This window comes from Pseudomonas monteilii, assembly GCA_001534745.1.
Classification (GTDB): domain Bacteria; phylum Pseudomonadota; class Gammaproteobacteria; order Pseudomonadales; family Pseudomonadaceae; genus Aquipseudomonas; species Aquipseudomonas alabamensis.
Genome location: CP013997.1, coordinates 2584235 through 2605333, shown reverse-complemented (window position 1 = coordinate 2605333; position 21099 = coordinate 2584235). Strand labels below are relative to the sequence as shown.

Genomic DNA, 21099 nt, shown 5'->3' with positions numbered 1-21099 from the left:
GCCCTAAGTGTAAGCCAGCCAGGCCGGCGCGCCTAGCTGAGCCAGTCCAGGGCCGGGGGCGTGTCCAGGTGGCGCGCCAGGGCTTCGGCGAACGCAGCGCGCGAAATCGCCCGCGCGCCGAGGCTGTGCAGGTGATTGGTAGGCATCTGGCAGTCGATCAGCGCGAAACCTGCCTGTTCGAGGCGCTTGACCAGGGTCACGAAGCCGACCTTGGAGGCATTGTCCGCCCGGCTGAACATGGACTCGCCGAAAAACAATTGGCCGATGGCCAGCCCGTAGAGCCCGCCGACCAGCACGCCGTTCTCACGCACTTCGACCGAGTGGGCGATGCCTCGTCGGTGCAGCTCGCAGTAGGCAGCCTGCATGGTCTCGGTGATCCAGGTTCCCTCGGCGTAGGTCCGCGGCGCGGCGCAAGCTGCGACCACGGCCGGGAAGTCCTGATCGAAGCTCACCTGATAGCGCTGCTGGCGCATCAGCTTGGCCAGCGAGCGCGAGACATGGAGTTCGTCAGGAAACAGCACGGTGCGCGGGTCCGGCGACCACCAGAGGATCGGTTGGCCGTCCTGGTACCAGGGAAAGCACCCATGGCGGTAAGCCTGGATCAGGCGCTCGGGGCGCAGATCGCCGCCGGCTGCCAGCAGGCCGTTGGGTTCCTGCAGGGCGGTATTCAGGGGCGGGAAGGTCAGCGAATCACGGTTCAGCCAAGTCAGCATGGGCATTCTGTGCCGGCAGGGGAGGGGAGGGCCAGCATGGCGGCCCGGTGGCGACAGGTCAACGCGGGGCATCGGCGAGCCGTCAGGCAGTGGCCCGGGCAGCGCGCCCGGTGGCGAGGGCGAGGCGGCAACTAATACGGCGCCTTGCTGTCACACCTGTGCAAAAACACAGCATAAGCCTTTGTCACAGAACAAAATGCATGCTCAAATTACGGGTGCAGGACCCAGCCCTGTTTCAGGCCCTGCCGCCACGGCGACGGGCAGACGGCACTGTTGAAGGCAGTGATTCACAGACTGTTCACGTGGGTCGATCACTCTTGGACGCGCACCATGCGCAGGAATAAACGCGTTTTGAAGAAATCCACCGCATCTCCGACTCCCTTGCCGGTGCCCCTGTGGCGGCAACAGTTGCATTACCGACTCAAGGAGGGTGCGCTGATCGCCGTCGGCGCGCTGTGCCTATACCTGTGGATGGCGCTGTTGACCTACGACACCGCCGACCCAGGCTTCACCCACACCAGCAACGTCGACCAGGTGCAGAACGCCGCAGGTCGTGCGGGCGCCTATTGCGCCGATGTGCTGTTCATGGTGTTGGGCTATTTCGCCTATATCTTCCCGCTGCTGCTGGGCATCAAGACCTGGCAGATCTTCCGTGAGCGGCACCAGCCCTGGCAGTGGAGCGGCTGGCTGTTCTCCTGGCGACTGATCGGCCTGGTGTTTCTGGTGCTTTCCGGCGCCGCCCTGGCACACATCCATTTCCACCCGCCCGCCAGCCTGCCGTTTTCCGCAGGCGGCGCCCTGGGTGAGGGCCTGGGCGAGCTGGCGCGCAGCGCGCTCAACGTACAGGGCAGTACGCTGGCCTTCATTGCCCTGTTCCTGTTCGGATTGACGGTCTTCACCGACCTGTCCTGGTTCAAGGTGATGGACCTGACCGGCAAGCTCACCCTCGATGTGTTCGAGCTGGTGCGCGGTGCGGCCAGTCGCTGGTGGGAGGCGCGCAACGAACGCAAGCGCCTAGTGGCCCAGCTGCGTGAGGTCGACGAGCCGGTGCTGCGCAGCACGCCCGTCGTCAAGCCAGCCGCTTCGACGCCGGCCGCAGCCAGGCCTGTCGCCCCCAGTGCTGCACCGGCCAGCCCTGCACCGACTGCGCCCAGCGTGGCCGACAAGCGCGAACAGCCCAAGCCCGCGAGCGGGTCATCGAGCGCGACCCCGTGGCGGCCCAGCCACCCGTGTCCGCGCCTGTGCAGGCCCCTCGTGACGTGCCGGCCACGGCCTTGGCCGCCCCCGTGATCATGCCGACGCCGACCCCGCCCCGGGCTGTGGAACCCGCACGTGCCGCGCCCAAGCCCAAGCCTGTGCAGACTTTTGTCGACAGCGCCATCGAAGGCACCTTGCCACCGATCTCGATCCTCGACCCTGCCGAAGAAAAGAAGATCGAATATTCCCCCGAGTCGCTGGCCGGTGTCGGCCAGTTGCTGGAAATCAAGCTCAAGGAGTTCGGCGTCGAAGTGACGGTGGACTCGATCCACCCCGGCCCGGTGATCACCCGCTACGAGATCCAGCCGGCCGCCGGGGTCAAGGTCAGCCGCATCTCCAACCTGGCCAAGGACCTGGCGCGCTCGCTGGCCGTGACCAGCGTGCGCGTGGTCGAGGTCATTCCCGGCAAGACCACGGTCGGTATCGAGATCCCCAACGAAAACCGCCAGATGGTGCGCTTCTCCGAGGTGCTGTCCTCGGCGCCTTACGAGGACGCCACCTCGCCGGTCACCTTGGCGCTGGGTCACGACATCGGCGGCAAGCCGGTCATCACCGACCTTGCCAAGATGCCGCACCTGCTGGTCGCCGGTACCACCGGTTCCGGTAAGTCGGTCGGGGTCAACGCGATGATCCTGTCGATCCTGTTCAAGTCCAGCCCTGAAGACGCGCGGCTGATCATGATCGACCCGAAGATGCTCGAACTGTCGATCTACGAAGGCATTCCTCACCTGCTCTGCCCGGTGGTCACCGACATGAAGGACGCCGCCAACGCGCTGCGCTGGAGCGTGGCCGAGATGGAGCGCCGCTACAAGTTGATGGCGGCCATGGGCGTGCGCAACCTGGCGGGCTTCAACCGCAAGGTCAAGGATGCCGAGGCGGCGGGCGAGACCATCGCCGACCCGTTGTTCCGCCGCGAAAGCATGGACGACGAACCGCCGGTGCTGAAGACCTTGCCGACCATCGTGGTGGTGGTCGACGAATTCGCCGACATGATGATGATCGTCGGCAAGAAGGTCGAAGAGCTGATCGCACGAATCGCACAGAAGGCCCGTGCGGCCGGTATCCACCTGATCCTGGCCACCCAGCGGCCGTCGGTGGACGTCATCACCGGCCTGATCAAGGCCAACATCCCGACGCGCATGGCGTTCCAGGTGTCGAGCAAGATCGACTCGCGGACCATCATCGACCAGGGCGGCGCCGAACAGCTGCTCGGTCACGGTGACATGCTCTACATGCCGCCTGGCACCAGCCTGCCGATCCGTGTCCATGGTGCCTTCGTGTCCGACGATGAAGTGCACCGGGTCGTCGAGGCCTGGAAGCTGCGCGGCGCCCCGGACTACAACGACGACATCCTCAATGGCGTGGAAGAGGCCGGCAGCGGCTTCGACGGCGGCTCGGGCGGTGGCGACGGGGAAGACCCGGAGGCCGATGCCCTGTACGATGAAGCCGTGCAGTTTGTGCTCGAAAGCCGGCGTGCGTCGATCTCCGCCGTCCAGCGCAAGCTCAAGATCGGCTACAACCGCGCGGCGCGGATGATCGAGTCGATGGAAATGGCCGGCGTGGTCACGCCGATGAACAGCAACGGCTCGCGGGAAGTGATCGCCCCCGGCGGCCCACGCGAGTGATGAACACTTCGCCGGTCTGCCCCTTGGCCGACCGGCTCACCCACCGTTCGATGAGGATTCCCATGCGCGCAATTCGCATGCTGTTGGTTTCTGCCCTGGCCCTGGCGACCCTGCCGGCCCATGCCGATGACAAAGACGTGGCGCGGCTGACCCAGCTGCTGGAGAAGTCCCAGACCCTCGAGGCGCGCTTCTCGCAGCTGACCCTGGATGCCAGCGGCACCAGCCTGCAGGAAACCACCGGGCAGATGGCCGTCAAGCGCCCTGGCCTGTTCTACTGGCACACCGACGCACCGCAGGAGCAGGTGGTGGTGTCCGACGGCCAGAAAGTCACCCTCTGGGACCCGGACCTCGAGCAGGCTACGGTCAAGAAGCTTGACGTGCGCCTGAGCCAGACCCCAGCGCTGCTGCTGTCGGGCGACGTCTCGAAGATCAACCAGAGCTTCGACATCGTGTCCAAGGAGCAGGGCGAGGTCATGGACTTCACCCTGACGCCCAAGACCAAGGACACCTTGTTCGATTCGCTGCGCGTGTCGTTCCGGCGTGGCCTGATCAACGACATGCAGTTGATCGACAGCGTCGGCCAGCGCACCAACATCCTGTTCAACGGGGTGAAGGCCAACCAGCCGGTCGCGCCGAACACGTTCCAGTTCAAGATCCCGGCTGGCGCTGACGTGATCCAGGAATAGAGGCGTTCGTCACCCGTATGGACCTGTTTCGAAGCGAACCCGTCGCCCAGCCTTTGGCCGCACGTCTGCGGCCTTCCAACCTGGACGAGTACGTCGGCCAGGAGCACCTGCTGGCGCGTGGCAAGCCCCTGCGCGAAGCGCTGGAGCAGGGCGCCCTGCATTCGATGATCTTCTGGGGCCCGCCCGGGGTCGGCAAGACCACTCTGGCGCGGCTGCTGGCGCAGTTCTGCGACGCGCATTTCGAAACGGTCTCGGCGGTGCTGGCGGGCGTCAAGGAAATCCGTCAGGCGGTGGAGGTCGCGCGGCAGCAGGCAGGCCAGTACGGGCGGCGCACCATCCTGTTCGTCGATGAGGTGCACCGCTTCAACAAGTCGCAGCAAGACGCCTTCCTGCCCTATGTGGAAGACGGCACTCTGCTGTTCATCGGCGCGACCACCGAAAACCCTTCCTTCGAGCTCAACAATGCGCTGCTCTCGCGGGCGCGGGTGTATGTGCTCAAGAGCCTGGACGAGGCGGCCCTGCGCAAGCTGGTCGACCGTGCCCTCAGCGAGGAACGTGGCCTGGGCAGTCGTCGCCTGACGGTCGGCGACGACGCCTTCAAGATGCTGGTGGCCGCAGCCGATGGCGACGGTCGGCGCATGCTGAACTTCCTCGAAAACGCTTCGGACCTGGCCGAGGATGGCGGCGACATCGGCGTCGAGCTGTTGCAGAGCCTGCTGGGTGACAGCCGCCGGCGCTTCGACAAGGGTGGCGAGGCCTTCTACGACCAGATTTCCGCGCTGCACAAGTCGGTGCGCGGCTCCAACCCGGATGCGGCGCTGTACTGGTATGCCCGCATGCTCGATGGCGGTTGCGACCCTCTGTATATCGCCCGGCGCGTGGTACGCATGGCCAGCGAGGACATCGGCAACGCCGACCCGCGTGCGCTGAACCTGTGCCTGGCCGCCTGGGACGTGCAGGAGCGCCTGGGCAGTCCCGAGGGCGAACTGGCGGTGGCCCAGGCCATCACCTACCTGGCCTGCGCGCCGAAGAGCAACGCCGTGTACATGGGCTTCAAGCGCGCCATGCGCGAGGCGGCCGAGCATGGCTCGCTGGACGTGCCGCTGCACCTGCGCAATGCGCCGACCAAGCTGATGAAGCAGCTGGGCTACGGCGACGACTACCGCTACGCCCACGACGAGCCGGAAGGCTACGCCGCGGGTGAAGACTATTTCCCCGATGCGCTCGAGCCACGTGCCTACTATCAACCCGTGCCGCGGGGCCTCGAGCTGAAGATCGGCGAGAAGCTGCGTCACCTGGCCGAGCTCGATCGGCACAGTCCCGTGCGCCGGAGGCCTGCATGATCGGCATGATCGCCTCGGTGAGCCTGGCCGGCATCGTCGGCACCTTGCTGCGCTTCGCCACGGGAAATTGGGTCACCGCCCATCACCCCCGGCATTACTACCTGGCCACCTTGGCCGTGAACCTCATCGGCTGCCTGATCATCGGCGTACTCTATGGCCTGTTTCTGACCCGACCCAGCGTGCCCGCCGAAGTGCGCGTCGGCCTGCTGGTGGGCTTCGTCGGCGGCCTGACCACCTTTTCGTCGTTTTCCCTGGACACCATCCGCCTGCTCGAAAACGGGCAGGCGCCCCTGGCCTTCGGGTATGCTGCGGCCAGCGTCCTTGGCGGGCTGCTCGCCACCTGGGCGGGCCTGTCCCTGACCCGAATCTGAACAACACACACCTATAACGAGAGAACGATATGCTCGATTCCAAATTGCTACGTGGCCAACTTCAGGAAGTGGCGGGTCGCCTGGCCTCCCGTGGCTTCAACCTGGATGTCGCGCGCATCGAATCATTGGAAGAGCGCCGCAAGTCGGTACAGACGCGTACCGAACAGCTGCAGGCCGACCGCAACCGTATTTCCAAGTCCATCGGCCAGGCCAAGGCCAAGGGTGAAGACATCGAGCCGCTGAAGGCCGACGTCGATCGCATGGCTGCCGAACTGGCCGCCGGCAAGGTCGAGCTGGAGCAGATCCAGGCCGAGCTCGATGCCATCCTGTTGACCATTCCCAACTTGCCGGATGCCAGCGTGCCGGTCGGTGCCGACGAAGACGAGAACGTCGAAGTGCGCCGCTGGGGCACGCCTCGCCAGTTCGACTTCCCGATCCAGGACCACGTCGCCCTGGGCGAGCTGAGCGGCAAGCTGGACTTCGAAGCGGCCGCCAAGCTGTCCGGCGCACGCTTTGCCGTGTTGCGTGGTCCGATCGCGCGCCTGCACCGTGCGCTGGCGCAGTTCATGATCAACCTGCACACCGCCGAGCATGGCTACGAGGAGGCCTACACGCCTTACCTGGTTCAGGCGCCGGCGTTGCAGGGCACAGGCCAGCTGCCGAAGTTCGAGGAAGACCTGTTCAAGATCAGCCGCGAAGGCGAAGCCGATTTCTACCTGATTCCGACCGCCGAAGTGTCGCTGACCAACCTGGTGGCCGACTCGATTCTCGAAGCCAAGCAACTGCCGGTCAAGTTCGTCGCCCACACGCCGTGCTTCCGCAGCGAGGCCGGTGCGTCGGGGCGTGATACCCGCGGCATGATCCGCCAGCACCAGTTCGACAAGGTCGAGATGGTCCAGGTGGTGGAGCCGTCCAAGTCCATGGACGCGCTGGAAAGCCTGACCGCCAATGCCGAGCGTGTGCTGCAGGCCCTCGAGCTGCCGTACCGCGTACTGGCCTTGTGCACGGGCGATATGGGCTTCAGCGCGGTCAAGACCTACGACCTGGAAGTCTGGGTGCCGAGCCAGGACAAGTACCGCGAGATCAGCTCCTGCTCCAACTGCGGCGACTTCCAGGCGCGTCGCATGCAGGCACGCTGGCGCAACCCGGAAACCGGCAAGCCGGAGCTGGTGCACACCCTCAATGGTTCGGGGCTGGCCGTGGGCCGTACCCTGGTCGCGGTGCTGGAAAACTACCAGCAGGCCGATGGCTCGATCCGTGTGCCCGAGGTGCTCAAGCCGTACATGGGTGGCGTCGAGGTCATCCGCTAAATGGATTACCTGCCCCTGTTCCACAAGCTGCACGGCGCCCAGGTGCTGGTGGTCGGTGGTGGCGAGATCGCACTGCGCAAAGCCCGTCTGCTGGCCGATGCCGGTGCGGCGCTGCGCGTGGTGGCGCCGGAGGTCGACGGGCAACTGGCGGCCATGGCGCGCGAGGGCGGTGGCGAGGTCCAGGTGCGCGGTTACCAGGCCAGTGACCTGGACGGCTGCCGCCTGGTCATCGCCGCCACCGATGATCCTGCCCTCAATGCCCAGGTGTCGGCCGATGCCCAGTTGCGCAGCCTGCCAGTCAACGTGGTGGATGCACCGGCCCTGTGCACGGTGATCTTCCCGGCCATCGTCGACCGCTCGCCCTTGGTGGTGGCGGTCTCCAGTGGCGGCGATGCACCGGTGCTGGCGCGGCTGATCAGGGCCCGGCTCGAAGCCTGGATCCCGGCTGCCTACGGTGAGCTGGCCGGCCTGGCCGCGCGTTTCCGGCATAAAGTCAAGACGCTGTACCCGAACGTCAACCAGCGCCGTGGCTTCTGGGAGACCGTGTTCCAGGGGCCGATCGCCGAGCGTCAGCTGGCTGGGCAGGGCGCCGAGGCCGAGCGCTTGCTGCAGGCCATGGTCGATGGCGCGCCGGTGCAGCAGGGCGGCGAGGTCTACCTGGTCGGCGCCGGTCCTGGCGATCCCGACCTGTTGACCTTCCGCGCCTTGCGCCTGATGCAACAGGCCGACGTGGTGCTCTATGACCGGTTGGTGGCGCCCGCCATCATCGACATGTGCCGCCGTGATGCCGAGCGTATCTACGTGGGCAAGCGCCGCGCCGAACACTCGGTGCCCCAGGAGCAGATCAACCGGTTGCTGGTGGAACTGGCCCGACAGGGCAAGCGGGTCTTGCGGCTCAAGGGAGGCGACCCGTTCATCTTCGGCCGAGGCGGCGAAGAGATCGAGGAACTGGCTGAGGAGGGCATCCCCTTCCAGGTGGTGCCGGGCATCACGGCGGCCAGCGGGTGCTCGTCCTACGCGGGCATTCCCCTGACCCACCGCGACCATGCCCAGTCCGTGCGCTTCATCACCGGTCACCTGAAGGACGGTAGCAGCAACCTGCCCTGGTCCGACCTGGTCGCGCCTGCCCAGACCCTGGTGTTCTACATGGGGCTGGTGGGGCTGCCTACCATCTGCGCGGAGTTGATCCGCCATGGCCGCGCCGCCAGTACCCCGGCGGCGTTGGTCCAGCAGGGAACGACGCGCAATCAGCGGGTATTCGTCGGCACCTTGGCCGACCTGCCTGACCTGGTCGCGCGTCATGAAGTGCATGCGCCGACCCTGGTCATCGTGGGCGAGGTGGTGCAGTTGCGTGACAAGCTGGCCTGGTTCGAGGGTGCGTAGCACGATTGACCGGCCACGTCCGTGAAAACGCCGCGACCCTCCTTGGGGTGTCGCGGCGTTTTCATGTCAGGCCTGCGTGCGGCGCCAGATGCCCTGGCCCGGCAGGCGCTCGCGATCATGGGGGCGTTCGAAGTCCAGGTGCGGTCCCTTGGGCACGATACCGGTCGGGTTGATGGTGGTGTGGCTCTGGTAGTAATGATGCTGGATGTGCCACAGGTCTACTGTGGCGGCTATGCCAGGCCACTGGTACAGCTCGCGCAGCCAGTTGGACAGGTTCGGGTAGTCCACCACGCGGCGCAGGTTGCACTTGAAGTGGCCGTGGTACACGGCATCGAACCGCACCAGCGTGGTGAACAGGCGGACATCGGCTTCGGTGAGGTAGGCCCCGGCCAGGTAGCGTTGTTGCGCGAGCAACTGCTCCAGCTGATCGAGTTCGGCGAACAGCCCATCGAAGGCTTCTTCATAGGCCTGCTGCGTGGTGGCGAAGCCGGCACGGTAGACGCCGTTGTTGACCGCCGGGTAGATGCGCGCATTCAACCCATCGATGGTCGGTTGCAGGGCCGAGGGATACAGATCCAGGTCATTGCCCGTCAGGTCGTCGAACGCGTGGTTGAAGAGCCGCACGATGTCCGCCGATTCGTTGTTGACGATGCGCTGCGCCTGCCGGTCCCAGAGCACTGGCACGGTCACGCGCCCGGTGTAGCGCGGATCGTCCTGGGTGTAGCGCTGGTACAGGTACTGCAAGCCATCGAGGGCATCCCCCGTGGAGCCATGGTCACGGTCGAATGTCCAGCCATGCTCGCCCATCAGCCAGCTGACGACCGAAACGCCGATGATCGGCTCCAAGCCTTTGAGGCTGCGCAGGATGAGGGCGCGGTGCGCCCAGGGGCAGGCCAGCGACACATACAGGTGGTAGCGGCCCGCTTCGGCGCTCAGCGAGGTGTCGCGGCGCTGGGACTCCTCGCGCTGGAAGGCCCCATCCTTGCCATTTTCGTACCACTGGTCATGCCACTGACCATCGATCAACAGGCCCATGTCAGGCTCCTTCGTCAGACTCGTCCAGGTTGGAGCCCGACGCGGGAGCGGTGGTTCGCGGGTATCCGACGGCCTGTCGTTCAGACCGTCGTCGTGCGCGCCTCCCAGTACTGGCGAGCCTGGGCGAAGGCCGCGTCCTGCGGCTGGCCGAGGCCGCGCAGGGCCAGGGCCATGGTGGCGATCACGGCCAGCTCGCCGTAGCTGTCCGACTGCTCGCCACGCCAGACCGCCAGCAGCAGGCTCGGGTCGAGGGTGGCCGGCTTGACGTGACGCTGGGCGCTCAGGGCGGGCCATTCGTCATCCCACGACTGGCCATCGGTGGTGCCATAGAGGTGGCTGACGACGTCCGGGTTGATCTCGATCTCGCCGCCGTCACCCTTGACCACGATGGCATGATCGCCCAGCAGGCGACTGGCTTCGCGGTGCACCGCCTGATAGCCCGGGTGGAAGATGCTTTGCAGCGCACATCGGGCCTTCAGGGGGTTGAGCACACGGGCCAGCGAGTGAATCGGCGAGCGCAGGCCGAGCACGTTGCGCAGGTCGATCAGGTGCTGCAGGCGAGGTGCCCAGTCTTGGAGGGGATGGAACGCCAGCCCATGCTGGTCGAGCGCTCCCTCCACCGATGCCCAGTCACGGCACAGGGGAATCTGCAGCAGGTCGAGCAGTTGCTCGGTGTACAGGCGGCCTTCGGTGTGGGCACCCGCGCCATGCATGAAGATGCGCACGCCGTTGCTCGCCAAGCACTTGGCCGCCAGCAGGTACCACGGCAGGTGACGGCGCTTGCCGGCATAGCTGGGCCAGTCCAGGTCCACTGCCAGCGCAGGGGCGGCCAGTGCCTGGCGAACTGCTTCAGTGAAGCCGGCCAGCTCTTCGGGGGTTTCTTCCTTGTGCCGCAGCAGCATCAGGAAGGCGCCCAGTTGCGCCTCCTCGACGTCGCCGCACAGGATCATGTCCATGGCCTGGCGGGCCTCTTCGCGCGAGAGCCCACGGGCACCGCGCTTGCCTTTGCCCAGCACGCGCACGAAGGTCGCGAAGGGGTGTTCCTCAGGCGTCTCGAGGAGCAGGGAAGTGTTCGAAGTCATATGCAATTGGTCGGCTTGGGCAGGCCCGCCAGCTTGGCAGCCAGCTTGGCAGGGGTGCCGTTGAACAGGCGATTGAGGTAAGCGCTATTGCCCTTGTCAGTGCCCAGGTTCAGGGCGACGTACTTGACCAGAGGCCGGGTGGCCGGCGACAGCGCGTACTGTTCGTGGAAGCGGCGCAGCAGCACGAGGATTTCCCAGTGTTCGGGCGTCAGCGGCAGGCCTTCGTTCAGCGCCAGTGCCTCGGCGACTTCGCGGGACCAGTCCTGCAGGTCGACCAGAAAGCCGTCCTTGTCCAGGGGTACCTGGCGATCGTTCAGCGTCAATGCGTTCATAGCCAGGTGTTGACCTTGTCGTGGCGCAGGGTGAGGTCGACGAAGCCGGGGTAATCGACGCGTTCGGCCAACGTGTCTGCCAGGTCACGCGCCTCCAGGTCCTCGCTCAAGGCGAACAGTCGGCCCTGCAGCCTGGCGTCGCGCAGCTGAGCCTGGGGTGCGGTGCCGCTGCGCAGGGCCTGGACTGCCTCGCCGCACAGCAGCAGACTGTCGTCGGCACCTAGCAGGCGCAGGCAACTGGACAGACGCTCGTCGCCAAACGGCGAGTGGGCGATCACATGCAACGTGGTGCTCATAAGGTCATCACCTGATCGAAGCGGGCAAGCAGGGCGCGCAGCCCTGCGTCATCGAGCGTCTCGACTGGCAGGGCCAAGGTCTCGTCGGCCAGGCCACGGCTAGCGAGGCTGGCGGCGCAGGCGTACAACTGCTCGACACCGAACAGCGGCAGCGCCTGCAGGTTGGCGGCCAGGCGCTTCTGCTCTAGGTGCGCAGGTCGTTGCCGGTCGAGCAGCTGGAAAACGCCGTCGTCGAGAAAGAGCATGCCCAGCGGCAGGTCGAAGGCTCCGCCTGCCAAAGCGATGTCCAGCGCTTCCCGTGCGCCCAGGCCCGACCCAGGTGCCTGACGGCTGATGATCAACAGGGAGTGGCTCATGTCAGTCGCCTCCGAAGCAGACCAGGCGGTCGGCCGATTGTGCCGCTTCGTGCAGCTGGCCTAGCCCTGACAGCACCCAAGGCGCAGGCAGGTTGGCAGCCTCACGCTGGTAACGGCTGGCTTCCGAGGCGTCGAGTACGCCCCGGCGCAAGGCAGCGGCGATGCAGACCACCGCGTCGAGTTGGTGCTCGGTGATGAACTGGCGCCATTGAGCGGCAATGTCGCACTCATCCTGCGGCGCGACGATATTGCCCGAGGCGCTGTGGACACCGTCCTGATAGAAGAACAGGCGCTCGATCTGATGCCCGCCGGCCAGGATCGCTTCGGCGAACCGCAGTGCACGGCGCGAGGAGGGCGCATGGGCGGGGGAAAAAACCGCGATGGCGAATCTCATGGAAGGCTCTGTCTGGTAACTGCCGCCATGATAAAGCAAAACTTGGGTGGCCGTACCCCTACACGTCCCCTGCACCCTGGCGACGCGGCGCCAGGTGCATCGGGTCAGCAACGGGTCGTCGCTGTGACGCGCGAATCACGCCTGAGCCGAATATTCGACCATGCAGATCCAGCGGTTGTTGTGCCGGTAGGGGGCACGTGTGAAGTGGATGTCTGAGACCAGCGTCAAGCCGCGTTCCTGAAGTGCCTCGGTCAGTTGTACGAGTGTCTCTGCTTCGATAGTCATGGCTGTTACCTCGTCAGATTAACTGCGTTCATGATTCTTGACTGAGGCGTCGCGGGCAGGATTCAGTTTTTTTAGAGCAGTTCGTCGGGTACGAAATAATCGCTACCGCGGGTCATTCGCGCTGAACTTCGGGCGTGGAGCGGGCGGTTGTTTCCGCCCGTTTCGAGGCTGTTGCCCGTCAGGCGGGTTGGGCCACGGGAGGCGTCGGCTGAGGGGCCAGGTTGGCGTAGAAGATGCACCCGATCAGGCGAGCGAAGAGGTCCAGGGTTTCGGCCAGGTCTGGGTTGTCGAACAGCGTAGGCTCGGAATCCAGCGCGCAGAGGGCACCGTACAGACGGCCATCGGGCAGGAAGATCGGCACCCCGGCGTAGCTTTCCAGGTCGAAGCGCTTGACCACGGGCCGGGTGGCGAAACGGACGTCCTCGCTGATCTTGGGCACCAGCAAAGCACGTGGATCGCGTTTGAACTCGCTGCACAACGTGACTTCCAGAGGTTCGCAGTCACCTTCCTCGATGCCCAGTTCACCGACGTCATGCACCATGCAGGTGATCCATTCGGTGTCGGTGAACTTGGCGATCCCGGCGAACCGCATGCCGGTCAACCGGGTGACCAGCCGCAGAATGCTGGTCGTCGCCTCGATTTCGGCGATCGCGGAACGTTCTTCGGGCGACAGATAGTCATGAGGCTGCAAGTGTGAAGAAGGCATTGAAGGAAGCTCCAGAATCCGGTCGGCTAACGTACCTGTTAGCAATCCATGCAGCGTGAGGCATTGGGGTATCCACGGCAAGCGGCGCGCGGCCCAGCGATCGGACAATGGTCGCTGATCAAGGTTCGCACGCCAAGCCTGTTCTTGACTCAGGCAGCCGCTGACAGGTGCTCGTAGAGGATGGTGGCACCGACCAGCATCAGCACCACGCCCCCCACGATCTCGGCCCGTTTGCCGACCACGGCGCCCAGTGCGCGACCCAGCATCACCCCCACGGTCACCATGACCAGCGTGGCCACGCCGATGGCGCCGGCCGCCACCAGGATGTTGACGTCGACGAAGGCCAGGCCTACGCCGACCGCCAGGGCATCGATACTGGTGGCGAAGGCCGTGAGCGCCAGCCTGAAGAACGAGTGCTGGGCGGGCTTTTCGTCCTCGGCCTCATCGTGCTTGCAACCGTTGTAGATCATGTGCAGCCCCAGCGCCACCAGCAGCACGAAGGCGATCCAGTGGTCCCACTGCGCGACATGGCGCGCGGCGACCTGGCCGATGGCCCAGCCGACGAGCGGCGTCACCGCTTCGATGAGGCCGAAGATCACGCCTGTACGCAATGCTTCGCGCAAGGTGGGCTTGTGCAGGCTGGACCCTTTGCCGATGGCGGCGGCGAAGGCATCGGTGGACATGGCCAAGGCAATGAAGAAAAGGGAAATCAGGCTCACGGTCGTGCATCCGGTCGGGCTGTGAGTCAACGACGCCGCCACACGCCCGACCTGGGGCATGGAGGCATCGCTGGTCTCGCCAACCGAAAGGTGTTCGTGCCATGGCAGGTGGCCAAGAATGTTGACACGAACGCACCTTGACCGCGGTCAAGGGCAGGCTACTCCCCAACAAGGGGCGCTACTGTAACCGGATTTGCGGCGCAAGGCACGTGGGTAGCACGCACCTTGTCGCGTTTGGACCTGCCACCATTCAGGAGGCTGTCGGACGTTAACGGTCAGGCTGCCACTGGTGGTACTCGGGCAAACCCTCACCGTCCAGCCAGTCCACGGCATGCGCGGTCCAGATATGGAATGCGGGACGGGCAGGAGGCGCATCGTCCAGTGTCGCCACCCGTATGATCATCGCAGCAGCGCCATCCCGCTCGGCTGCCAGGTGCGAGCCGCAGTGGCCGCAGAAGAATCGGCGTTTGCCTGGCGAGGATTCGAACGCTTTCAGGGCTAGCGTGCCACGCGTCCAGGTGAAGTGATGCCTGAGCACGCCTGCCGTGGTGACATAGGCAGCGGCGTGGGTTTTACGACACGTGCGGCAGTGGCAGTGACTGATCGGCATGTCGATGCTGTCGATCCCATACGCGACGGCGCCGCAGGCGCAGCTTCCTTTCATGGCTCAGGCCTGTCCAGGTGTGAGCAAAGGTGTCACGGCATGCGAAGCCAGCTGGGGCTCGTGACAACCCTGAGTCGCTCGAAGCGCCGCGAGGTGCGCGCGGCCCGCCTCCGTGATGGCGTTCTCTCCCTCGTCCGCGATGCGATAACGACCCGACGGCAGTTTCGAAATCGAGAACCTCACCCACTCGCTTCGGGAAAGCGCCTCGCCGACCTCGAAACTCATCGCACGCTCCAGTGCGGAAAATTTCGTTTCCCCGATCTTGTACCGCGCGAACGCGATCAATGCCGAATCGAGTGCGTCTTGGCCTACCACCGGTTGCATGTTGCCTCCTGATCGCAATCGCCCGGTCCCTGGGCTGACGATGACGGACCGGGCCGTTCGTTGAGGGGGTGACGCTACTACAAGACGCAGGGCTTGGTTACTGGCTTTGCATCCAGGCTGGACGGGTGGGCAGGTGTTCTATTGCAGCCTGGAAGCGCTGCGAAGAGGCTCAATGGGGTCATTGACCGAGGCGTCTACGAGCCCTTGAGGTTACTAGACGCTGTTTGGATTTTTCGACATGTTGCGCAGAATCTGGAACACCTGGGCCGCTCAATGCGGCATGATCTGTATGGCACGACTGCATCACCAGGCTTCAACCGACTATTGAAAAGGACTTCCATGCGTATCGATTCTCGTCTTACCACCTCAAGCGTTGGCCTTTTGCGGGCTTCATTCATTGCATTGCCGCTCGCACTGGCGTTCAGCGGTTCGGCAGCAGCCTCCAAGTATGAATGCGATGGCTTCATCGGTAGTTTCGCCACCCAGCCTGAAGATAAAAGCATCATCGAAACCTCCCCGCCTCGAGATGAAGTAGCGCTGAAGGTCGTTAAAGACGCCGCCGGCTTTGCACTGATGGCCAAAGGTGACGTCGCAGGTCAATGGGTGCGCATACCGCTGAAGGTCGGGTTGCCCGAGGATAAAGAGAAGGAGATGCGTGCGGAGGGTGGGACACTGCCTGATCAGCTGACGTGCGCGCTATCGACCGAAGGCCTTTTTCTCTTTCAGTTCTCGGCAGGCAGTGCGGATAACCCGTCCGAAAGCGAGGATCGCGATCGTCGCAGGTATCCAGAAAAGACCCCTTATGTGATGTTCACCCAAGCCGGTTTCGTTGCCGGGGAGGGCGGGCTCTACCGGGTGACGGCGCCAGACTGAGTTGATGTTGCTGATAACACGGAACGATTGCTGTCAATGGGACGCCTGTCACAGTTCTTCAACTCCTAGCGAATCCAAGTGATTGAAGTCCTGACGATTGTGATACTTTCCGCTGCTTGTTTTATCAAGGAGCAGTATCGTCATGGACTTGACGAAGATCTTCGCACCACAGAACCGTCGGCTGATCAAGCTCACCACGCCCTTTCGAGATGACCAGACGTTGCTGCTGGAGCACTTCAGCGGCCATGAAGGGTTGTCCACGCTGTTCAGCTTCAAGCTGTCCCTGATCAGCCAGGACGCCAGGCTCGAACTCAAGTCGTTGATCGGCCAGCCGGCCCGTCTGGACATCGAACTGGCCGACGGCGGCGTACGTCCTGTCCATGGGCACATCACCCAGTTCAACCTGCTGGGCAGCGACGGTGGCCTGGCGCGCTACAGTGCGACACTGAGCCCCTGGCTGTGGATGCTGACGCGACGCGTCGATTCGCGGATCTTTCAAGAGCAGACCATCGAAACGGTCATTCGCACCGTTTTCGAGCATTACGGCGGGCTGGCTGCATTCGAGTTTCGCCTGCTCAAGCCGCTCGATTCCCACAGCTACATCACCCAGTATCGCGAAACCGATCTGGATTTCGTGTTGCGCCTGCTGGAGCAGGATGGCCTGTTCTTCTACTTCGATCACGACACGGACGGGCATCGCCTGATCATCGCCGATGAATCCCAGGCGCTGCAGGCGTTGCCCGAACAACCGCATATCCGCTACCACAGCGCCGCCGTCACCGAGACCGACGACGCCATCACCCAATGGCGCAGCCATCGGGAAATGCAGTCGGGCAAGATGGCCATCCAGACGTTCGATTACAAGCAGCCAAGAAACCCGCTGCCCATCCACATGGACAGCCTCAACGAACAGGGCGATGTCGCGTCCTACGAGATCTACGATGTGCTCGGTGCCTACAGTCACCGCCTGCCTGAAGGGGGTCAGGCGCTGGTCCGTCGCCGCCTGGAGGCCATGGAAGTCCAGGCCAAGACCTTCACCGGCGCCAGCAACTGCCGGGCCATGCGTGCGGGCTACACTTTCGAACTGACCCAGCACTTCGACCATGATGAGGGCCCGGCAGACGCGCGTCAGTTCCTGCTCGTGTCGGTCGAGCACCGTGGGCGCAACAACTACTTCTCCGATGAGCCTGCAGGTTACGACAACCAGTTCGTCTGTATTCGCCAGCACATCCCTTACCGCCACCCGATCACCGTGCCGCGCCCGACCATCAATGGGCCACTCACTGCGATCGTGGTCGGCCCGCAGGATGAAGAGGTCTACACGGACGAGCTGGCGCGGGTCCAGGTCCGGTTCCACTGGCAACGCAGCGGCAGCCTGCCGCAGGGAACCACCTGGGTGCGGGTCGCGATGCCCAGCGCTGGCAGCGGCTTCGGCCATCAATTCGTACCGCGTATCGGCCAGGAAGTGCTGGTCACCTTCCTGGCCGGCGACATCGATCGCCCCGTGGTGACCTCGGTGCTGGACAACGCCGAACAGACACCGCCGCGCTTCAGCAAGGCCTCCGGCCTGCCCGGCAACCGCGCGCTTTCCGGCATCCAGACCCAGGAGCACAAGGGCCGCGGTTTCAACGAGCTATTGTTCGACGACACGCCTGGCGCCTTGCGGGCCCGTGTCGGCACCACGCACCAGGCCACAGCGCTCAATCTGGGCAAACTCACCGAGCCACGTACCGATGGCCAGGCCAATGCCCGTGGCGACGGGGCTGAATTGCGCACCGACGCCGCGATTGCCCTGCGCGCCGCCCAAGGCATGCTGCTGACCACCTACGCCCGCCGGGAGGCCGCGGGGGCACAGCTGGACCGTGAAGAGCTGCTGACGCTGCTGGCCGAGTGCGGGGAGCTGTTCAAAAGCCTCGGCCAGACTGCCGCGGCGCGAGGTGGGGCAGCGGTGGACGGCGAGGGCATGGACGCCTTGAGTCAGGCGCTGAAGCAGTGGCCAGCGCCCGATAGCGACACCCCGGGCGAGCCCGTCATGGCCGTTGCGGCCGAAGCCGGTATCGCCAGTGCCACCCCTCGCTCGCAAATTCACTATGCCGGTGCCAACCACGACACCACCGCCCAGGACCATCTGCAGTTGACCAGCGGCGCCGCCATGCGTCTGCAGGCCGGCAAGGGCATCAGTGCCTTCGCCCAGGATGAAGGCATCAGCGCCATCGCCAACCGCGGCAAGGTGCTGGTCCAGGCCCAGGAAGACGACATCACCGTCAACGCACAGAAGAACCTGCACCTGTCGGCCGCCGAGGGTGAGGTGGTCATCACCGCGCCGACCCTGCGCCTGGTGGCCGACGATGGCAGCTACATCAAGATCGGCGGCGGCGTCGAAATCGGCAGCCAAGGCAAGGTGACCGTCCATGCCAGCGAGCATGACTGGGTCGGCCCCCGCACCGACAGCGCCCCGTTGCCCGCCTTCACCCGCGACCCGGCGGCGCAACGTCTGGCCTTCCACTACCCGGGGCACGCTGACGACAGCGTGCGCATGGCCGTCGACCACGCCTACCAGATCAAGCTCGATGACGGCAGCACCGTGCAGGGCCTGACCGACGCCAACGGGCTCACCGAGCACGTCGAACGCGAAGCGATGCACCAGGCACACGTGGCTGCCCTGCGCAGCACCGGCAGAACAGGAGGCAACCAATGAGTGGCGAACAGCACACGGTGGCCGAACGCGTCACTCGACTGGTTCCCAACTTCAACAGCGAACGCAAGCTGGAGGTGCCTGCCGACCTGCCAGGCGTGGTGATCTTCCTGCATGGCGTGAACGATCCGGGGGCTTCGTACGAGTCGGTGGAGACGGGGTTGTGTCAGGGGGTGAACGAGCGGCTGGATCGGCCTGATCTGAAGGCGGGGCGGTATGGGGCTGCCTACAGGGTTGCAAAAGATACTCCGGCTGAGGAGCGCAGTGAGGATCATAAAGCCACTCTCGACGATCCCGATACGTTTCTTTATAAGCGAGACGCGGACGATCCCAAAACTCGCAGCCTCATGATCCCGTTCTATTGGGGCTATCGCGCCGAGCCCGGCGAGATAAGGCGCGACAAGAACGATGACCCGTTCAAGCTTCGCGACCAATACCAGGATGTTTTCGAGAATCGTTTGGACCGGCACTTTGCCAAGGGCGGCGGTTTTTTCACCAATGCCACCAACAACCTGCTGGAAATGTACGGTCCAGGCTTTGACGATTACATCCGATATGGCTTACAACCTAGTCTCCCCAACACTCAGTGGATGGGAGAGGGACCACACCGGCGTTACTTTGTATTCGCAGCTACCCGTCTGGCCATGCTGGTCAGCGAGATCCGTCGTGTATCGCCCGATGAAACCATCACCATCATGGGCCACAGCCAGGGCACCTTGATTACCCTGCTTGCCCAAGCCATGCTGATCGACAAGGGCCAGCGCTGTGCCGACACCATCATCATGGTGGACACGCCTTACAGCGTGCTGCCCAGGGCCACACCCAAAGGCCATGACACGCTCGCGACGTTGATCAACATCGTTACCGCGGTTACTCAGGCACCCCATGCCCAGCCGCCGCTTTCCGCGCTCAGGGACAGTAAGACCTATGGCGGTCGTACCGGTCCCAAGTGGTCACCCATGCAAGGCTCCCGCAAGGACAAGGTCGGCAACCTGACCGTCTTTCCCGAACGCGACAACCGCGGCAAGGTGTACCTGTACTTTTGCCCGCAGGACACCACCGTTGCGCTGGATAAAATGGAGGGCATCGGTACCTATGGTGTACCCAATGCCTTGCCTGATGGCAAGCCGGCAATGAAGGCGTTGCAGTCATTGCGCTTCTATCAGCGCATGTGGACAAAGCGTCATCGCAATGGCGAGCCAGTACTGGTCGGTCAAGCCATTCAGCAAACGCTGCTACGCGCCGAGGGAGAACCTCGTTACCCCGGCGGCTGGACGATTCCCAGCGCGGCCTCGCAAGCGCCGATGATAAACGGTCATGAACGCTTGATTAACGCCGAGCCCTTGAGTCCACCGCATGCGCCACAGCTGTTTGGCGGCGAGGCAGTAACCGGCACACCCACCCAGGCAGGGCTGGACAGCCCGGACGACGTGAGCATCTGCGCAGCGCTGGGCAATCCGAGTGCCAGGTTCAGATGGGTCCCAGAGCGTACCATCCGCAACCGAGTCAATCTGACAAAAGAACGTGTCCAGTGGAACGCTGGCAAAGAGCCCGGTGATCAGACTAGAGAGATGCAGATAAAACCTCTGCCGGGCCGTGCTATCGGCCTGGGCGCGGATCGATATGTCATTTACCGCGAAGAGACGCCTAACGAAATCAAGGCCCGACTGTCCACAGATCCGAAGGAGATGGTTGCTAACAGCTACCATTCGGCCGTTCTACGTAGCCCGGAGAACCATCGCTGGGTGACGGCGATGGACATTGCGATTGGCCAGGCTCACAGCCTTGATGATCCGGACATGCGTGAAGTGTTGGTGGAGATTGCGGACTGGAAGATTGATAAAGATAGGTTTATGAAAATCACTAAATTATCGGGGTGGGCAAAGCTGAGCGAGGAAGCCCAAGCATTAGTAAATGCCAGTTTTCAATATTATAGCAAAGGCCTGTTTCCATCTTCTGATTTTGTATCATTCAAGCCGCCGTCTTTATTGGTCAACCTACCTGTGAGGGGCTTTGGCAGATGAAGGACCTCTCAGTTATCTCAAAGTCACGGCCTAATCTAAAACCCTATCGGCTAATCGCTGGGGCGCTGATTGCGGTCTGGATTTTCTTCATCTGGACTGTCCAACTCAAAGCACAGGAAACCGATATGGTACTTAGCAATATGAAGCCCGTCTTGGCATGGGGCATTGCAGTGATTGTCGGCATGATCTTAGTGATCTTCGGCATTCATTGGTGGGGCAACGCCCTTGCGAATCAGAAAGCAGAGATTGCTACTTACAAAAACCAGATAGAATCCAAAAGCGCCGAGCAACAAGCTATACAAGCACGGACCTACGCACTAGAGATTCGGGGAGTGGGGCTTGGGGTGCACTCAGATGGGCAGTCCAAAATTTGGCAGTTCATCAAGAAAAAAAACGACAACTTCGCTTCTGTCTACTCGCAGGATGCGAAAGACTACAACCCATCGCTATTGTCGAGGGAGGACTCCGCACGTACTAAAGTTCGTATCGCCTTCAAAAATTCGGCTGGTGAGGCAGTAGCGTATTGGCCAATTCCGGTGTTTGCGCTGGGTCCGCCTGCCCCGTACGACAGCGCCTCTAGCGCAGCGGGCCTGATTAACTCAGGCCGTAATGCTGCGACCTTGGGA

18 protein-coding genes and 2 pseudogenes are annotated in these 21099 nt (G+C 63.7%); 9 read left to right on the top strand and 11 right to left on the bottom strand.

The window, feature by feature from the left end; translation table 11 throughout:
* Positions 1-32: 32 nt before the first annotated feature.
* A complete protein-coding gene (locus APT63_11135; GenBank protein AMA46136.1) occupies positions 33-713 on the bottom strand; it encodes a leucyl/phenylalanyl-tRNA--protein transferase in 681 nt (226 codons plus the stop codon).
* A gap of 387 nt (positions 714-1100) precedes the next feature.
* On the opposite strand from APT63_11135, the pseudogene APT63_11130 reads away from it, so the two are divergent.
* The 6 genes and pseudogenes from APT63_11130 (at position 1101) to APT63_11105 (ending at position 8688) form a co-directional block, all read left to right on the top strand.
* Positions 1101-3595 (top strand): annotated as a pseudogene (locus APT63_11130) (cell division protein FtsK).
* Between the two features lie 62 nt (positions 3596-3657).
* Positions 3658-4281, top strand: a complete 624-nt coding sequence (locus APT63_11125) for an outer membrane lipoprotein carrier protein LolA (GenBank protein ID AMA46135.1) — start codon at positions 3658-3660, stop codon at positions 4279-4281.
* A 17-nt stretch (positions 4282-4298) separates the two neighbouring features.
* Positions 4299-5624, top strand: coding sequence for a recombination factor protein RarA (locus APT63_11120; protein AMA46134.1), 1326 nt, complete (start codon positions 4299-4301; stop codon positions 5622-5624).
* Positions 5621-5995, top strand: coding sequence for a camphor resistance protein CrcB (locus tag APT63_11115; GenBank protein ID AMA46133.1), 375 nt, complete (start codon positions 5621-5623; stop codon positions 5993-5995). The genes APT63_11120 and APT63_11115 overlap by 4 nt, the downstream gene beginning before the upstream one ends.
* A gap of 29 nt (positions 5996-6024) precedes the next feature.
* Complete coding sequence (locus APT63_11110; GenBank protein AMA46132.1) at positions 6025-7305, top strand: serine--tRNA ligase; 1281 nt, start codon at positions 6025-6027, stop codon at positions 7303-7305.
* Positions 7306-8688 (top strand): sirohydrochlorin ferrochelatase, encoded by a 1383-nt coding sequence (locus tag APT63_11105; protein AMA46131.1) that lies wholly within the window; start codon positions 7306-7308, stop codon positions 8686-8688.
* 66 nt (positions 8689-8754) lie between these two features.
* Here the strand turns inward: APT63_11105 and APT63_11100 are convergent, their stop codons facing one another.
* The 10 genes and pseudogenes from APT63_11100 to APT63_11055 form a co-directional block, all read right to left on the bottom strand.
* Positions 8755-9723, bottom strand: a complete 969-nt coding sequence (locus tag APT63_11100) for a glutathione-dependent reductase (GenBank protein AMA46130.1) — start codon at positions 9721-9723, stop codon at positions 8755-8757.
* An 80-nt stretch (positions 9724-9803) separates the two neighbouring features.
* Positions 9804-10805, bottom strand: a complete 1002-nt coding sequence (locus APT63_11095) for a hypothetical protein (GenBank protein AMA46129.1) — start codon at positions 10803-10805, stop codon at positions 9804-9806.
* Positions 10802-11137 (bottom strand): sulfur relay protein TusE, encoded by a 336-nt coding sequence (locus APT63_11090; GenBank protein AMA46128.1) that lies wholly within the window; start codon positions 11135-11137, stop codon positions 10802-10804. The genes APT63_11095 and APT63_11090 overlap by 4 nt, the downstream gene beginning before the upstream one ends.
* The gene (locus APT63_11085) at positions 11134-11433 is read right to left on the bottom strand and encodes a sulfur relay protein DsrH (GenBank protein AMA46127.1); all 300 of its coding nucleotides are present in this window, start codon (positions 11431-11433) and stop codon (positions 11134-11136) included. Before APT63_11085 ends, APT63_11090 begins: the two co-directional genes overlap by 4 nt.
* Positions 11430-11789 (bottom strand): sulfur relay protein TusC, encoded by a 360-nt coding sequence (locus tag APT63_11080; protein AMA46126.1) that lies wholly within the window; start codon positions 11787-11789, stop codon positions 11430-11432. The genes APT63_11085 and APT63_11080 overlap by 4 nt, the downstream gene beginning before the upstream one ends.
* A gap of 1 nt (position 11790) precedes the next feature.
* The gene (locus APT63_11075) at positions 11791-12183 is read right to left on the bottom strand and encodes a sulfurtransferase (protein AMA46125.1); all 393 of its coding nucleotides are present in this window, start codon (positions 12181-12183) and stop codon (positions 11791-11793) included.
* A gap of 463 nt (positions 12184-12646) precedes the next feature.
* Positions 12647-13174, bottom strand: a complete 528-nt coding sequence (locus tag APT63_11070; GenBank protein AMA46124.1) for a diguanylate cyclase — start codon at positions 13172-13174, stop codon at positions 12647-12649.
* A gap of 149 nt (positions 13175-13323) precedes the next feature.
* Entirely contained in the window at positions 13324-13893 is a 570-nt protein-coding gene (locus tag APT63_11065; GenBank protein AMA47865.1) for a hypothetical protein, read from the bottom strand.
* Between the two features lie 268 nt (positions 13894-14161).
* The gene (locus APT63_11060; protein AMA46123.1) at positions 14162-14557 is read right to left on the bottom strand and encodes an aldehyde-activating protein; all 396 of its coding nucleotides are present in this window, start codon (positions 14555-14557) and stop codon (positions 14162-14164) included.
* 78 nt (positions 14558-14635) lie between these two features.
* Positions 14636-14881, bottom strand: a pseudogene (locus tag APT63_11055) (hypothetical protein).
* 339 nt (positions 14882-15220) lie between these two features.
* On the opposite strand from APT63_11055, the gene APT63_11050 reads away from it, so the two are divergent.
* The 3 genes from APT63_11050 (at position 15221) to APT63_11040 (ending at position 20473) form a co-directional block, all read left to right on the top strand.
* On the top strand, positions 15221-15754 hold the full coding sequence (locus APT63_11050) for a hypothetical protein (protein ID AMA46122.1): 534 nt from the start codon (positions 15221-15223) through the stop codon (positions 15752-15754).
* Positions 15755-15890: 136 nt separating this feature from the next.
* Positions 15891-18452 carry a type IV secretion protein Rhs gene (locus tag APT63_11045; GenBank protein AMA46121.1) on the top strand — a complete coding sequence of 854 codons (2562 nt, stop codon included), beginning with the start codon at positions 15891-15893 and terminating at the stop codon, positions 18450-18452.
* Entirely contained in the window at positions 18449-20473 is a 2025-nt protein-coding gene (locus tag APT63_11040) for a hypothetical protein (GenBank protein AMA46120.1), read from the top strand. Before APT63_11045 ends, APT63_11040 begins: the two co-directional genes overlap by 4 nt.
* Positions 20474-21099: the final 626 nt, after the last annotated feature.